This window comes from Pseudomonas viciae, assembly GCF_004786035.1.
Taxonomy (GTDB): domain Bacteria; phylum Pseudomonadota; class Gammaproteobacteria; order Pseudomonadales; family Pseudomonadaceae; genus Aquipseudomonas; species Aquipseudomonas viciae.
Window position 1 is genome coordinate 1,247,800 of record NZ_CP035088.1, and the last position, 13,126, is coordinate 1,260,925.

A 13,126-nucleotide genomic window follows, 5' to 3' on the forward strand; every position below is an offset into this window, starting at 1 on the left:
CGCTGATGATATGAGTGTGGGGGAGCGGGCTTGCTCGCGAAGGCGGTGTGTCAGTCACCGTATAGGTAGCAGACCCGACGCTTTCGCGAGCAAGCCCGCTCCCACAAGGGAAATGTGTTGGCCGATAAAAAAGCCCCGCCCGATTAACTCAGGCGGGGCTTTTCAGTTGCACTCAACCGATCAATTGGCGCTCATGGTCGAACGCGGGGCGACGGGCTGGTTGTCGTTGGAAATGGTCACTTCCACCCGACGGTTCATGGCACGGCCCGAGACGCTGTTGTTGTCTGCCACGGCGAATTCCTTGCCGTAACCCTGGGTCACGATGCGGGCCGGATCGACCCCCATTTTCACCAGCGCGAGTTGTACGGAGCCGGCGCGACGCTCGGACAGCGACTGGTTGTAGGAATCCGAACCGGTGCTGTCGGTGTAGCCTTCGATGATCACCTTGCGGTCCGGGTTTTCCTGGAGGAACTGCGCCAGTTTGCTCACATTCGTCATGCCGCTGGCGCGCAGGTCGGATTTGTTGGTGGCGAACAGCACGTCACCGAAGGTCACCAGGGTGCCGCGTTCGGTCTGCTTGGCGTTCAGGCTGTCCTGCAGTTGCTTGATCTGCGCATTACGCGCATCGAGCAAGGCGCGGGCACGTTCGTCACCGGCGTTTTTCAGTCCCGCTTCGGCGTTGCGCAGGGCGATGGTCTGCTTGGCCACTTCAACGCGCTGGTTGGTCAGGTAGGCCAACTGGTCAACCTTGGCTTCGTCTTCCTTGTCCATGTAGGCCTTGTCGGCCTTGGCCAGGAAGTCGGCGGCGTCTTTGGTTTCCAGGGCGGCGACTTTGGTTGCCGCCGGATCAGCCTGCAGGCCGGTGTAGTTGGTACGGGCCTGTTCCAGGTTCGCGTTCGGGTCGGTGGAGCAAGCGGCCAGCGCTACGCAGGCAGCGAGCAGGGCGGGCATCATCAAGTGTTTGTGCATCATAGTCTGTCGTCCTTTTATCAATGAGAATTACGTCGTGGCGCGAACGGTCTACTGAACCTTGTTCATGCCTTCCTGACGCAGTTCCTGGACCCCTTTCTGGGAGTCCTTGAGTGCTTGTTCGGCCTTGGCGGCCTGCGCCTTACGCTCGGCGACGCGGGCATCCCACTCGGCCTGTTCGGCCAAACGCTTGGCTTCGTCGTATTTCTTGTCGTGCATGGCGATCTCGGCCTGTTTGAGCTTGTCCTGGGCCGACTTCATTTCCACAGCCGCGAATTCGGTACCGCCGGCGCTGACGGCGCTGTTGACCGCCGATTGGGTCACCGCGTATTGCTCCGACGGTGGATTGCCGGCGCAGCCGGCCAGGATGAAGCTGCTACCGATAGCCAGGGCAGCCAACTTCAGGCCACGCAGGCCTGTGGATGAGGGTTTGGCAGTGCAGGTATTCATAGGCTTCAACTCCATTGGAAAACTCCTGAAAAAAAACAACGAATCCATGCTGGGACCGAAGCTGTGACGTCTGTTTTGGCGCTGGCGCCAGGGCGCGTTTATTTAAACGACTGTTCCAGTATGGTTACTCGGTGTGACCCGAGACGTTTTTCAAAAGTTCAGAGAAGATGGCCAATCGCCAAAAGAATTACTGACTGATCGGTCAGTTGTAAAAAAGCTGAACTTTCAAGGCGCGCAGCGGTATTCCCGGCACTGAGCAGTGCCGGGATGTCGCTCTATGGGATGGGGAAATCAGTGTTTGGACTTGTCGTTCTGCGAGGACAGTTCGTGCAGATGACGGCGGGACAAGGCGAGAAATCGCGGGGTCGGGCCGACGTCTTCATACAGTGGGTCACCTTCTTCATCGGTGGCCACCACCTGCGAACCCTTGATGTACGGGAAGCTCGCTTCCAGCTCTTCCAGCGCCGCGCCGATCAGCTCGCCCAACAGCTCTTCGGGGTGGCGCTTGGGGTACATGTCGCAGATCGCTGCCAGTCGGGCGGCGGCTTCCACGTCCAGGTGAATCGTGTAGCCAGTCTGGGTCAGGCGACCCTTGGCGTTTTCTTCCCAATGCTGGGCGAGCTCACGAATTTTCATAATGGCCTCAATAGGCCTGCTCGTAGCAGGCGCGGTGAGTGGCAAGCCGTTGTGTGGCTTATTTATGAGACTAGCTTTGTCCCGTAAGGTTTAAAGTCCCTTCGTCGCTTGTCAGAAACGACTGGCATCGGCACTCTCTATTTCCTGCGTCTAACCCGATCGCTGTGCGGACCTTTTTGCTGGAGAACTGCTGATGACCGATATCGATGCCCGCTTGCGCGAGGATGTCCACCTGCTCGGCGAGCTGCTGGGCAATACCATCCGCGAACAGTACGGGGACACGTTTCTCGACAAGATCGAGCAGATCCGCAAGGGTGCCAAGGCTGACCGACGCGGCTCCGTGGACGCCGAGCTCAGCGCCAGCCTCAACCAGTTGAGCGAGGACGAACTGCTGCCCGTGGCGCGGGCGTTCAACCAGTTCCTCAACCTGGCCAACATCGCTGAGCAATACCAACTTATCCACCGTCGCGAAGAGTCGCAGCCGGCACCGTTCGAGGCGCGGGTGTTGCCGGAACTGCTTGCCCGGTTGCGCGCCGAAGGCCATGGCGCCGAGTCCCTGGCGCGGCAATTGGGCCGCCTGGAGATCGAACTGGTGCTCACGGCTCACCCGACTGAAGTGGCCCGCCGCACGCTGATCCAGAAATACGATGCCATCGCCGCGCAACTGGCAGCCCAGGACCACCGTGACCTGACCAGCGCCGAGCGCGCGCAGATCCACGAGCGCCTGCAACGACTGATCGCCGAAGCCTGGCACACCGAAGAAATCCGCCGCACCCGACCGACCCCCGTGGATGAAGCCAAATGGGGCTTTGCGGTGATCGAGCATTCGCTGTGGCAAGCCATTCCCAATTACCTGCGCAAGGCTGACCAGGCGTTGCACGCCGCCACCGGGTTGCGCTTGCCGCTGGAAGCCGCGCCGATTCGTTTTGCCTCGTGGATGGGCGGTGACCGTGACGGCAACCCGAATGTCACCGCCACGGTTACCCGCGAGGTGCTGTTGCTGGCGCGCTGGATGGCGGCGGACCTGTACCTGCGTGACGTTGACCACCTGGCCGCCGAGCTGTCGATGCAACACGCCAGCGAGGCCTTGCGTGCCCAGGCAGGCGATAGCGCCGAGCCCTATCGCGCGGTACTCAAGCAATTGCGTGAACGCCTGCGCGCCACCCGCAACTGGGCCCACGCGTCCTTGAGCGCCAGCACACCCGCGCCCGCCGAGGTGTTGCAGAACAACCGCGAACTGCTGGACCCCTTGGAGCTGTGCTACCACTCCCTGCACGAATGCGGCATGGGCGTGATTGCCGACGGGCCGTTGCTCGATTGCCTGCGCCGGGCGGTGACCTTCGGGCTGTTCCTGGTGCGCCTCGATGTGCGCCAGGACTCGACGCGCCATAGCGCTGCCATGACCGAAATCACCGACTACCTGGGCCTGGGGCGCTATGAGGATTGGAGCGAGGAGCAGCGCATCAGCTTCTTGCTGGGCGAGCTGAACAACCGGCGTCCGCTGTTACCCGCCCATTTCAAACCGTCGGCCGATACGGCGGAAGTCCTGGCCACCTGCCGGGAAGTGGCGGCGGCACCGGCGGCGTCCCTGGGGTCGTACGTGATCTCCATGGCCGGCGCGGCCTCCGATGTACTGGCGGTGCAACTGCTGTTGAAAGAATCCGGTGTGTTGCGGCCGATGCGGGTGGTGCCGCTGTTCGAAACCCTGGCCGACCTGGACAACGCCGGGCCGGTGATCGAGCGGTTGTTACTGCTGCCGGGCTATCGCTCACGGCTGCAAGGGCCCCAGGAAGTGATGATCGGCTATTCCGATTCGGCCAAGGACGCCGGGACCACGGCGGCAGCCTGGGCGCAATACCGCGCCCAGGAACGGCTGGTGGACATCTGCCGCGAGCAGCAAGTCGAACTGCTGTTGTTCCACGGTCGCGGTGGCACCGTGGGCCGCGGCGGCGGTCCGGCTCACGCGGCGATCCTGTCCCAACCGCCGGGCTCGGTGGCCGGACGTTTCCGCACCACAGAACAGGGTGAAATGATTCGTTTCAAATTCGGCCTACCGGACATCGCCGAACAGAACCTCAATCTGTATCTCGCCGCAGTGCTTGAAGCGACCTTGCTGCCACCGCCGCCGCCCACGCCCCAGTGGCGACATTTGATGGATGAACTGGCCGCCGACGGCGTCAGCGCCTATCGCGCCGTGGTGCGGGAAAACCCGCAGTTCGTCGAGTACTTCCGCCAATCCACGCCGGAGCAGGAACTGGGGCGCCTGCCTTTGGGCAGTCGGCCGGCCAAGCGCCGGGCCGGCGGTATCGAAAGCTTGCGGGCGATCCCGTGGATTTTCGGTTGGACCCAGACCCGCTTGATGTTGCCGGCCTGGCTTGGCTGGGAAACCGCCCTGGGCAAGGCCCTGGAGCGCGGCGAAGGCGAACTGCTGGGGCAGATGCGCGAGCAATGGCCGTTCTTCCGGACCCGCATCGACATGCTGGAGATGGTACTGGCCAAGGCTGACGCCGACATTGCGCGTTCCTACGATGAACGTTTGGTCGAGCCTGGGCTGTTACCTTTGGGTGCGCATTTACGCGACCTATTGTCGCAGGCGTGTTCGGTAGTCCTGGGGTTGACCGGTCAGTCGCAGCTACTGGCACATAGCCCAGATACCTTGGAATTCATTCGCCTGCGCAACACCTACCTCGACCCGCTGCACCTGTTGCAGGCCGAACTGCTGGCACGTTCGCGGCAGCAGGAGGTTGCCCAGGGCAGCCCCGTGGAACAGGCGTTGCTGGTGTCTGTGGCGGGGATTGCCGCCGGTTTGCGCAATACCGGCTAAGGTTAGGCAGCGCGCCGAAACGGCTCGCCCGAAGTCCCTGGGCGCGGTCTGGGAGGGGAGAGGAGTGTTCGGCCAGGCGAGAGTTCGTGGCCCGGTTGCGCCTCTCGCCACCTCCTGCGAAGGTCGCATCGGGCGCGGGTTTCTTCGACTTTCGGCGGCTTGTGTGGGTCGGGCCTGCTGTGTATCTTGATCAGCCTTTGGCCGTTTGGGCGGTCACGATCCTGTTTTTCCGAGATTGGCCCCACGAGGCGAATCCGAGCGTTTTACATAAAAAAATTGAGGAGCACATCGATGCGCGTCATTCTGCTGGGAGCTCCCGGGGCCGGTAAAGGTACTCAGGCAAAGTTCATCACCGAAAAATTCGGTATCCCGCAAATTTCCACTGGCGACATGCTGCGTGCCGCAGTCAAGGCTGGCACCGAGCTGGGCGTCAAGGCCAAGAGCATCATGGATGCCGGTGGCCTGGTGTCGGATGACCTGATCATCGCCCTGGTCAAGGATCGCATCGCTCAAGCCGATTGCGCCAACGGCTTTCTGTTCGACGGTTTCCCACGCACCATTCCCCAGGCCGAAGCCCTGGTGACTGCCGGTGTAGAGCTTGATCACGTGGTTGAAATCGCGGTCGACGACGAAGAGATCGTCCAGCGCATTGCCGGTCGTCGTGTCCACGAGCCGTCCGGCCGTGTCTACCACACCGTCTACAACCCACCGAAAGTCGCCGGCAAGGACGACGTCACCGGTGAAGAGCTGGTGCAGCGCAAGGACGACACCGAGGAAACCGTGCGTCATCGCCTGTCGGTCTATCATTCCCAGACCAAGCCGCTGGTGGCGTTCTACCAGAATCTGTCCACTGCCAATGGCAAGCCGAAGTACAGCCACATCCCGGGCGTTGGCTCGGTCGACGCGATCACTGGCAAGGTGCTTGAAGCGCTGAGCTGAAAAGTCTGATTCGCGTCATCAACTACGGCCCGCTTGCGGGCCGTAGTTGTTTATACTGGCGCACTTTTTCCCACCTGATTTACGGACACATCGATGAGCACCTTGCTGGCCCTGGACACCGCGACTGAAGCTTGCTCCGTTGCCTTGCTGCACGACGGCAAGGTCACGAGCCATTACGAGGTGATCCCGCGCCTGCATGCGCAAAAGCTGTTGCCGATGATTCAACAATTGCTCAGCGATGCCGGGACGACTTTGCAGGCGGTGGATGCGATTGCCTTTGGTCGTGGGCCGGGGGCTTTTACCGGCGTGCGCATCGCCATCGGCGTGGTGCAGGGGCTGGCGTTTGCGCTGGAGCGGCCGGTGTTGCCGGTTTCCAACCTGGCGGTGCTGGCCCAGCGCGCCTTGCGCGAGCAGGGCGTGCGGCAAGTCGCGGCGGCCATTGATGCGCGCATGGATGAGGTGTACTGGGGCTGCTATCGCGAAACTGACGGCGAGATGCGCCTGGTCGGTGCCGAAGCGGTATTGCCACCCGAAGCCGCGGCTTTGCCAAACGAAGCCGATGGCGACTGGTTCGGCGCTGGCACCGGTTGGGGCTACGGCGAGCGAATTGCGGTCAACCTCAGCGGCCAGGACGCCTCGATGCTGCCCCATGCCGAAGACCTGCTGGCCCTGGCACGCTTCGCCTGGGAGCGCGGCGAAGCCATCCCGGCGGATGATGCCCAGCCGGTGTACCTGCGGGACAAGGTCGCAACGCCGAAATCCGAACGGTAAACCCCGGCTTGACCGCATTCCCAAGCGGGCAGCGTTGTAGGAGCTGCCGAAGGCTGCGATCCTTCTATTGACGCTTGAGTCTCAAGTGAAAAGTCAAAGATCAAAAGATCGCAGGCTTCGCCAGCGCCTACACCCAGCTGGGATAAATCCCCTCGCTAAAAAAAGTCATTTCCCTACTCAAAAGTCACGCCCCCTATCGCCAGTCGTCACTTTTTTCACCCGTTTTTAAACCTTTTTGGCTTTATGTGTTCTAGTTATCACTTGCGCATTTGCGCGGCTGTGAAAGTGCCGCTAAATTGCCATCATTGATACCGAGCATTCTGTTATGCGTATAGACGGCGTTCCATCCCAGTCCTATCCCCTCAAGCGCAAGCCTCGTGCGGGCAAAGCCGCTGAGCCTGAGTCCTTCGATGACATCGATGGTGAACTGGAATTTCCGTCCGAAGAACAACTGGCCGCCCGCGCCGCCAAAGCGTCCGCGCAACGCCTGAGCAACCTTCCCGCCCGTCAGCAAGACATGCTGTATCACCGTTCCATGAGCCGCAGCGTGGCCACGGCCCTGGCCAGCTACCTGAGCACCGCCGGTTTCGTCGATTGGGATATGGAAGTGCTGGGACTCGACCTCTACATCTGATGGTGTTGCCTTATTACCTGGGCTGCCCGTCCTGGAGCGAAAACGCCTGGCGCGATTATCTTTATCCCCAGGACGCGAAAAGCTCCGACTTCCTGAATCTCTATTCTCAAGTGTTCAATGCCGTGGAAGGCAATACGACCTTCTACGCCAGCCCGTCTGCGGCCATCGTGCAGCGCTGGGCCGAGACCATGCCCGAGCACTTTCGTTTCACTGCCAAGTTGCCCGGTGACATCAGCCACAATGGCGACTTGCGTGAACGCCTGACGGCCAGCGAAACCTTCGTGCAGTTGCTCAGCCCCTTGGGCGAGCGGGTTTCACCGTTCTGGCTGCAGTTATCCAAAGCCTTCACACCCCATCGAATGGCCGAGCTGGCGGGCTTTATCGACGCCTTCGAGCAGCCATTGGCGGTGGAGGTCCGTCACGATGAGTTCTTCGCCAAGGGCGACGCCGAACGACGCCTCAATCGCCTGTTGCTCGACCGTGGCGTCGAACGCATTTGCCTCGATCCCCGGGCCTTGTTCAGCTGCACCTCGACCGATCCTGCCGTGCTCCACGCGCAATCGAAAAAGCCCCGCGTACCACCCCGGCCAACGGCATTCACCCAATGCCCGCAGGTGCGCTTCATCGGTCATCCGGTGCTGGAGGCCAACGAGCCGTTCCTGACGCCCTGGGTGGAGAAAATCGCCGGTTGGATCGAAGAAGGGCGCACGCCTTATATCTTCCTGCACACCGCTGACAACCTGCTGGCGGCGAAACTCGCACAACGCTTCCACACTCGCTTGATGACTCGTTTGCCTGGCTTGCCGGCCCTGCCTGAGCTATATAGAGAGCCCGCCGCCGAGCAACTGGGTTTGCTCTGAGGCCAAACCCTCTCTGCCCAGGAGCGAACTACATGGATGCGCAAACCCGTCGAGCCCAGGCGTTCAAAGCCTTGCACGAACGCGAAGGGGCTTTTGTCATTCCCAATCCATGGGATGCCGGTTCCGCCAAGATGTTGGCCAGCCTTGGCTTCGAGGCCCTGGCGACGACCAGTGCCGGCCATGCTTTTTCCCTGGGCCGGCCGGATGGTGCATTGGGGCTGGAAGACACCCTGGCCAACGTCCGGGCGATTGTCGCTGTCACTGACCTGCCGGTAGCGGTGGACCTGGAGAATGGTTTTGCCGATGCACCCCAGGAGTGCGCCCGCAACCTGCTACGTGCCGCAGAAGCTGGCGCGGTGGGTGGCTCGATCGAAGATGCCACGGGCCGCGAAGACAGCCCGATCTATTGCTTTGAGCATGCCGTGGCGCGGGTCAAGGCCGCCGCCGACGCCGTGCGCAGTTTGCCATACCCGTTCCTGCTGACCGCCCGGGCGGAAAACTTCCTGCATGGCAATCCCGACCTGGATGACACGATTCGTCGCCTGAAAGCTTTCGCCGATGCCGGTGCCGACGTGCTCTACGCCCCGGGCCTGAGCACCGCCAAACAAGTGCTCGCCGTGGTACAGGCCGTGGCGCCGAAACCGGTGAATGTGTTGATGTCCGGGGCGCTGGAGCTGACGGTCGCGCAATTGAGTGAGTTGGGCGTCAAGCGCATCAGCGTCGGCTCGGCCCTGGCCCTGGCCGCGTATGGCGAATTCTTCCGCGCTGCCGAGGAGATCCAGCAGCAGGGCACGTTTACCTTCACTCGCCGCTCGATGCCGTTCAAGCAGGCCAACCAATTATTCAAGGGTTGATGCCCGAGGCGTTGTCGTGCGGTTTTTGAAAGGCTTTGCGGTATTGGTGCTGATTGTTGGCTGTGCAGCGCTGGCGGTATGGCGCGGCTGGCTGTCGGTGCCGCCCCAATGGAATCCTTGGGCGCCCCTGGATGTCAATGTGGCGCCCAACTGGTTGACCCGCTTCAAGCTCATGGCCCTGCGCAACGACCCGCAGCTATGTGACCAGGCCCTCGCCACCTCGGGGTTGCGGACCGTTCGCCAGGCTGACAGTGGCGTCAATACCGATTGCCCGCTGACCAATGTGCTGAGGGTGCAGGGTGGCGAGGTGGCGTTGAGCAGCAGTTTTCTTGCGAGCTGTCCGTTGGCGGTGGCGTTTGCGCTGTTCGAGCGCCATGCGTTACAGCCGGCGGCAGTGGCGGCCTATGGGCAGAAAGTCACGCGGGTCGATCACCTTGGCAGTTTTGCTTGTCGCAATATGTACGGTCGTGAAAGCGGGGCGCGCAGCCAGCACGCCACGGCCAGTGCGTTGGATATCGCCGGGTTTCGCCTGGCCGATGGCCGCAGCATCAGCGTGCTCAGGGACTGGCCAAAGGACAATGCCAATGCGCGGTTCTTGCGCCAGGCACGCGACGGCGCCTGCGATATGTTCAGTGTGGTCTTGAGTCCGGATTACAACGTGGCGCACCGCAACCATTTTCATCTGGATGTGGGGCCGTGGTGGATATGTCGCTGAGTCAGGCAGCGATACGCAGGTTCTGCAGCACGATCGGGCGTGCCCAGCGAATGTCGAAGTCCAATTGTTTCTGCTGCGCCACCATCTCTTCTTCCGGGAAGGGCGGGAAGGGTTTGTCCAGCAGATCGAGTTCGAACTCGGCAATTGGCAGGTGCAGCGGACGTGGCTGCGGGGCCGGGCCAGGTTCTGGCAGTGGTTGACCGGCGGCGAGGACGAGCGGGCGAACCCAGTTGCTCTCGAAGGTCTGTTGTTTTTGCTGGGCGACGATTTCTTCTTCCGGGAACGGTGGGAAGGGTTTGTCCAGCAAGTCGAGTTCGAATTCGGCGATGGGCAGGAACAGTGGCTCAGGCGGTTTGACCAGGGTTTCGATCACGTCGCAGGTGCGTTGGCTGACGATGTGCTCCAGCAGTTCGGCGCCGAGGGTCGGTTCAACCGCTTCATCGAGGGCCACTGGCTGGTAGCTGCCAGGTGCCGGTGCGTTATCACCCAGTTGATCGGCCAGGGCCCGGGCAAAAAAATCCTGCCACAGGTGACTGACGCCGCTCAGCGCTTGAGTGTTTCGCAGGCTGTAATCGCCGTAAGGGGAGATAATGCCTATCGATGTGGTTTGAATGTCTGACATTTTTCTCGGTCGACGCTCAGCTCTGGCAAAATGCCGTTCACCATTGTTATCGGCCGCTTTTGCCGATCATTAATTTTTTGAGCGTGTTTTCCATGAGTGAGCAACCTGCGGCCTGCCGCATCCATGTCCAAGCCCTGGCCCCGGCGTTCCAGCCTCAGGCCGAGCGCTGGGCCGAGCGGCTTGACCTGCCATTGCAGGTGGACGATGGCGAGTTTGCCTTGCAGGTCGGCGAACAGGGGCTGCAATTACAGCAACTGGGCCCGGACGCGCCGGGACCGGTGCGGGTGGACTTCGTCGAGGGCGGGGCGGCCCATCGCCGGTTGTACGGTGGCGGCAGTGGTCAGATGATCGCCAAGGCGGTCGGGGTCGCCCAAGGCGTGCGTCCACGGGTGCTGGATGCCACGGCCGGGTTGGGCAAGGACGCGTTCGTGCTGGCGAGCCTGGGTTGCGAAATGAGCCTGATCGAACGCCAGCCGCTGATTGGTGCGTTGCTTGAAGACGGCTTGGCCCGTGGCGCGGAAGACTTTGAGGTGGCGCCCATCGTCGCCCGCATGCGTTTGCTCAAGGGCAATTCCATCGAGGTGATGCGCAACTGGGAAGGCGAGCCGCCGCAGGTGATCTACCTGGACCCGATGTTTCCTCACCGTGAGAAAACCGCCCTGGTGAAGAAGGAAATGCGCCTGTTCCGGCCCCTGGTCGGCGACGACCCGGACGCCCCGGCACTGCTCGCCGCGGCCCTGGCCCTGGCGACTCACCGAGTGGTGGTCAAACGCCCGCGCAAGGCCCCGTGCATCGAAGGACCCAAGCCGAGTCATGGGCTTGATGGCAAATCCAGCCGTTACGACATCTATCCCAAGAAAGCGCTCAAGCCCTGAGACCGCGTCGCCTGCATCGCGAGCAAGCTCGCTCCCACAGGGATCGGAGGTGAACGCAGATTCTGTGAACACCCTCGATCAAATTGTGGGAGCGAGCTTGCTCGCGATGAGGCCCTTCCAGCCAGTAAAAGGCTACCGGTCGAGTTAAGGCCGATAAGCCCGCACAAACAACCCCACCACTTCCTGCACATGCGCCTCGGCCGCTTCGGGTTCCTGGCGCGGGCCGCAGCCAGACAACAAGCGGAAATTCGCCGCGCCCTTGATCAGGCAGAAGAAATGCTCGGCGGCATTGCGCGGTTTATCGATGCACAGGGCGCCGCTCTGATGGACCTTGGTCAGCAGCCGTTCCATGCCTGAGAGCATCCGCTGCGGGCCGGCTTCGAAGAAAATCGCCGAGAGTTTTGGATCCTGGCTACCCAGCGCCATGATCAGGCGATGCAGATTCAACGATTCATCGCTGTTGATCAGTCGGTTGAACCCACGGGCGATGTTCAACAACACCTGTTCGATCGGAACGCCGTCCGGCCATTCGAAGAAAAGCGTCGGCACCTGTTCTTCACACTTGGCTATCACGGCGGCGGAAAACAGCGTTTCCTTGTCGGTGAAGTGGCTATAGACGGTCAGCTTCGACACGCCCGCCTCGGTGGCAACTGCGTCCATGCTGGTGCTGGCGTAACCCAAGCTCAGGAACAGGCGTTTCGCCGCGTCGAGAATGGCCTGGCGCTTGGCCAGATCCTTCGGACGACCGGGACCGCTGGGGGGGGAAAGATTGTTCGACATTTCTTCGCTTTAATACTGGACTGGTGAGTTTGCTATTAATAACATACTAGCCAGTATAATTATTCCAAGCACCATTAGCGAAAGGTCACTCGCCATGTTCCGCTATGTCCTGCCCCTCGTCGTGCCAGTCAGCCTGGCTTTCTTATTGTCTGCGTGTGGGCATGACGAGCCGGTGCCCGTCGCCGTGCGCCCCGCCATGGTGGTGAAACCACAGCCTTCAGCCCAGGCGATGGACAGTTATCCCGGTGAAGTACGGGCACGTTTCGAGCCTGACCTGGCGTTTCGTATTGGTGGCAAAGTGAGCCGACGACTGGTCGAAGAGGGGCAGCGGGTCAAGGCCAACCAGGCGTTGGCCGAACTCGATCCCGAGGATGTGCGTCTGCAACTGGAAGCAACCCGGGCCCAGGTCGCTGCCGCCGAGGCCAACCTGAACCTAGTGCGCGCCGAGCGTGACCGCTACAAAACCTTGCTGGATCGGCAGATGGTCAGTCGCTCCCAGTACGACAATGCCGAAAACCTGTACCGTTCTGGTGCCGCGCGGCTCAAGCAGATCAAAGCCGAGTTTGACGTCGCCAACAATCAGGCCAGTTACTCGGTATTGCGTGCCCCTCAGGATGGCGTGGTTGCCCGGCGTTCGGTGGAGGTTGGACAGGTGGTGTCGGCCGGTCAAACGGTGTTCACCCTGGCCACCGACGGCGAGCGTGAAGTGCTGATCAGCCTGCCGGAACAAGGTTTCGGTCGGTTCAAGATCGGCCAGCCGGTTTCGGTAGAGCTTTGGAGTCAGCCCGATCAGCTTTTCAGCGGTCGTATTCGTGAGCTGTCTCCGTCTGCCGACCCGAAATCCCGCACGTTCGCCGCCCGTGTCGCTTTCACCGCCGGCAGCGTTCCGGCTGAGCTGGGCCAGAGTGCCAGGGTGTTTATCCAGACCGCCGACAAGGTTTCGCTGTCGGTGCCATTGTCGGCCCTGACCGCCGAGAACGGCGCGACGTATGTCTGGGTGGTCAACGCCAACAACACCCTGAAAAAAGTCCCGGTGCGCGTCGGCGCCTTCGGCGAAAAAAGCGTTCCGGTGCTGGAAGGCCTGGGCCCCGATGATTGGGTGGTGGCAGCAGGTGTGCATGTGCTCCTCGACGGCCAGCAGGTGCGGCCGGTGGATCGCTCCAACCGCGTGGTCAACCTGGCGGCCAAGGAGTAATC

Annotated in this window: 14 protein-coding genes; 9 read left to right on the plus strand and 5 right to left on the minus strand. The window is 61.6% G+C overall.

Going from position 1 to position 13,126, the window contains the following annotated elements:
• Window positions 1-180: 180 nt before the first annotated feature.
• The 3 genes from lptF to EPZ47_RS05610 form a co-directional block, all read right to left on the minus strand.
• Entirely contained in the window at window positions 181-969 is a 789-nt protein-coding gene (gene lptF / locus EPZ47_RS05600; protein WP_135847953.1) for a lipotoxin F family OmpA-related lipoprotein LptF, read from the minus strand.
• 51 nt (window positions 970-1,020) lie between these two features.
• The gene (locus EPZ47_RS05605; RefSeq protein WP_003198164.1) at window positions 1,021-1,434 is read right to left on the minus strand and encodes a DUF4398 domain-containing protein; all 414 of its coding nucleotides are present in this window, start codon (window positions 1,432-1,434) and stop codon (window positions 1,021-1,023) included.
• Between the two features lie 276 nt (window positions 1,435-1,710).
• Window positions 1,711-2,055 carry a hypothetical protein gene (locus EPZ47_RS05610; protein ID WP_025212083.1) on the minus strand — a complete coding sequence of 115 codons (345 nt, stop codon included), beginning with the start codon at window positions 2,053-2,055 and terminating at the stop codon, window positions 1,711-1,713.
• A 193-nt stretch (window positions 2,056-2,248) separates the two neighbouring features.
• Here EPZ47_RS05610 and ppc point away from each other — a divergent pair, with 193 nt between their 5' ends.
• The 7 genes from ppc (at window position 2,249) to EPZ47_RS05645 (ending at window position 9,652) form a co-directional block, all read left to right on the plus strand.
• Window positions 2,249-4,879 carry a phosphoenolpyruvate carboxylase gene (ppc, locus tag EPZ47_RS05615; protein ID WP_135843890.1) on the plus strand — a complete coding sequence of 877 codons (2,631 nt, stop codon included), beginning with the start codon at window positions 2,249-2,251 and terminating at the stop codon, window positions 4,877-4,879.
• Window positions 4,880-5,170: 291 nt separating this feature from the next.
• The gene (gene adk, locus EPZ47_RS05620) at window positions 5,171-5,818 is read left to right on the plus strand and encodes an adenylate kinase (RefSeq protein WP_135843891.1); all 648 of its coding nucleotides are present in this window, start codon (window positions 5,171-5,173) and stop codon (window positions 5,816-5,818) included.
• A 93-nt stretch (window positions 5,819-5,911) separates the two neighbouring features.
• On the plus strand, window positions 5,912-6,589 hold the full coding sequence (gene tsaB, locus EPZ47_RS05625; RefSeq protein WP_135843892.1) for a tRNA (adenosine(37)-N6)-threonylcarbamoyltransferase complex dimerization subunit type 1 TsaB: 678 nt from the start codon (window positions 5,912-5,914) through the stop codon (window positions 6,587-6,589).
• Window positions 6,590-6,914: 325 nt separating this feature from the next.
• The gene (locus EPZ47_RS05630) at window positions 6,915-7,223 is read left to right on the plus strand and encodes a hypothetical protein (protein WP_135843893.1); all 309 of its coding nucleotides are present in this window, start codon (window positions 6,915-6,917) and stop codon (window positions 7,221-7,223) included.
• Window positions 7,223-8,083, plus strand: a complete 861-nt coding sequence (locus EPZ47_RS05635) for a DUF72 domain-containing protein (RefSeq protein ID WP_135843894.1) — start codon at window positions 7,223-7,225, stop codon at window positions 8,081-8,083. Before EPZ47_RS05630 ends, EPZ47_RS05635 begins: the two co-directional genes overlap by 1 nt.
• 32 nt (window positions 8,084-8,115) lie before the next feature.
• The gene (locus EPZ47_RS05640) at window positions 8,116-8,937 is read left to right on the plus strand and encodes an isocitrate lyase/PEP mutase family protein (RefSeq protein WP_135843895.1); all 822 of its coding nucleotides are present in this window, start codon (window positions 8,116-8,118) and stop codon (window positions 8,935-8,937) included.
• A 16-nt stretch (window positions 8,938-8,953) separates the two neighbouring features.
• Window positions 8,954-9,652 (plus strand): extensin-like domain-containing protein, encoded by a 699-nt coding sequence (locus EPZ47_RS05645; protein ID WP_135843896.1) that lies wholly within the window; start codon window positions 8,954-8,956, stop codon window positions 9,650-9,652.
• A 1-nt stretch (window position 9,653) separates the two neighbouring features.
• Here the strand turns inward: EPZ47_RS05645 and EPZ47_RS05650 are convergent, their stop codons facing one another.
• Window positions 9,654-10,274, minus strand: a complete 621-nt coding sequence (locus tag EPZ47_RS05650) for an energy transducer TonB (RefSeq protein WP_135843897.1) — start codon at window positions 10,272-10,274, stop codon at window positions 9,654-9,656.
• Window positions 10,275-10,366: 92 nt separating this feature from the next.
• On the opposite strand from EPZ47_RS05650, the gene EPZ47_RS05655 reads away from it, so the two are divergent.
• Window positions 10,367-11,149, plus strand: a complete 783-nt coding sequence (locus EPZ47_RS05655; RefSeq protein ID WP_135843898.1) for a class I SAM-dependent methyltransferase — start codon at window positions 10,367-10,369, stop codon at window positions 11,147-11,149.
• Between the two features lie 144 nt (window positions 11,150-11,293).
• Here the strand turns inward: EPZ47_RS05655 and EPZ47_RS05660 are convergent, their stop codons facing one another.
• A complete protein-coding gene (locus tag EPZ47_RS05660; RefSeq protein ID WP_135843899.1) occupies window positions 11,294-11,929 on the minus strand; it encodes a TetR/AcrR family transcriptional regulator in 636 nt (211 codons plus the stop codon).
• Between the two features lie 94 nt (window positions 11,930-12,023).
• On the opposite strand from EPZ47_RS05660, the gene EPZ47_RS05665 reads away from it, so the two are divergent.
• On the plus strand, window positions 12,024-13,124 hold the full coding sequence (locus EPZ47_RS05665; protein WP_135843900.1) for an efflux RND transporter periplasmic adaptor subunit: 1,101 nt from the start codon (window positions 12,024-12,026) through the stop codon (window positions 13,122-13,124).
• Window positions 13,125-13,126 lie beyond the last annotated feature (2 nt).

Bases quoted from the DNA above. Each gene is read 5' to 3' on its own strand.
- lptF (WP_135847953.1), bottom strand. From the start codon at position 969: ATGCACAAACACTTGATGATGCCCGCCCTGCTCGCTGCCTGCGTAGCG.
- EPZ47_RS05605 (WP_003198164.1), bottom strand. From the start codon at position 1,434: ATGGAGTTGAAGCCTATGAATACCTGCACTGCCAAACCCTCATCCACA.
- EPZ47_RS05610 (WP_025212083.1), bottom strand. From the start codon at position 2,055: ATGAAAATTCGTGAGCTCGCCCAGCATTGGGAAGAAAACGCCAAGGGT.
- ppc (WP_135843890.1), top strand. From the start codon at position 2,249: ATGACCGATATCGATGCCCGCTTGCGCGAGGATGTCCACCTGCTCGGC.
- adk (WP_135843891.1), top strand. From the start codon at position 5,171: ATGCGCGTCATTCTGCTGGGAGCTCCCGGGGCCGGTAAAGGTACTCAG.
- tsaB (WP_135843892.1), top strand. From the start codon at position 5,912: ATGAGCACCTTGCTGGCCCTGGACACCGCGACTGAAGCTTGCTCCGTT.
- EPZ47_RS05630 (WP_135843893.1), top strand. From the start codon at position 6,915: ATGCGTATAGACGGCGTTCCATCCCAGTCCTATCCCCTCAAGCGCAAG.
- EPZ47_RS05635 (WP_135843894.1), top strand. From the start codon at position 7,223: ATGGTGTTGCCTTATTACCTGGGCTGCCCGTCCTGGAGCGAAAACGCC.
- EPZ47_RS05640 (WP_135843895.1), top strand. From the start codon at position 8,116: ATGGATGCGCAAACCCGTCGAGCCCAGGCGTTCAAAGCCTTGCACGAA.
- EPZ47_RS05650 (WP_135843897.1), bottom strand. From the start codon at position 10,274: ATGTCAGACATTCAAACCACATCGATAGGCATTATCTCCCCTTACGGC.
- EPZ47_RS05655 (WP_135843898.1), top strand. From the start codon at position 10,367: ATGAGTGAGCAACCTGCGGCCTGCCGCATCCATGTCCAAGCCCTGGCC.
- EPZ47_RS05660 (WP_135843899.1), bottom strand. From the start codon at position 11,929: ATGTCGAACAATCTTTCCCCCCCCAGCGGTCCCGGTCGTCCGAAGGAT.
- EPZ47_RS05665 (WP_135843900.1), top strand. From the start codon at position 12,024: ATGTTCCGCTATGTCCTGCCCCTCGTCGTGCCAGTCAGCCTGGCTTTC.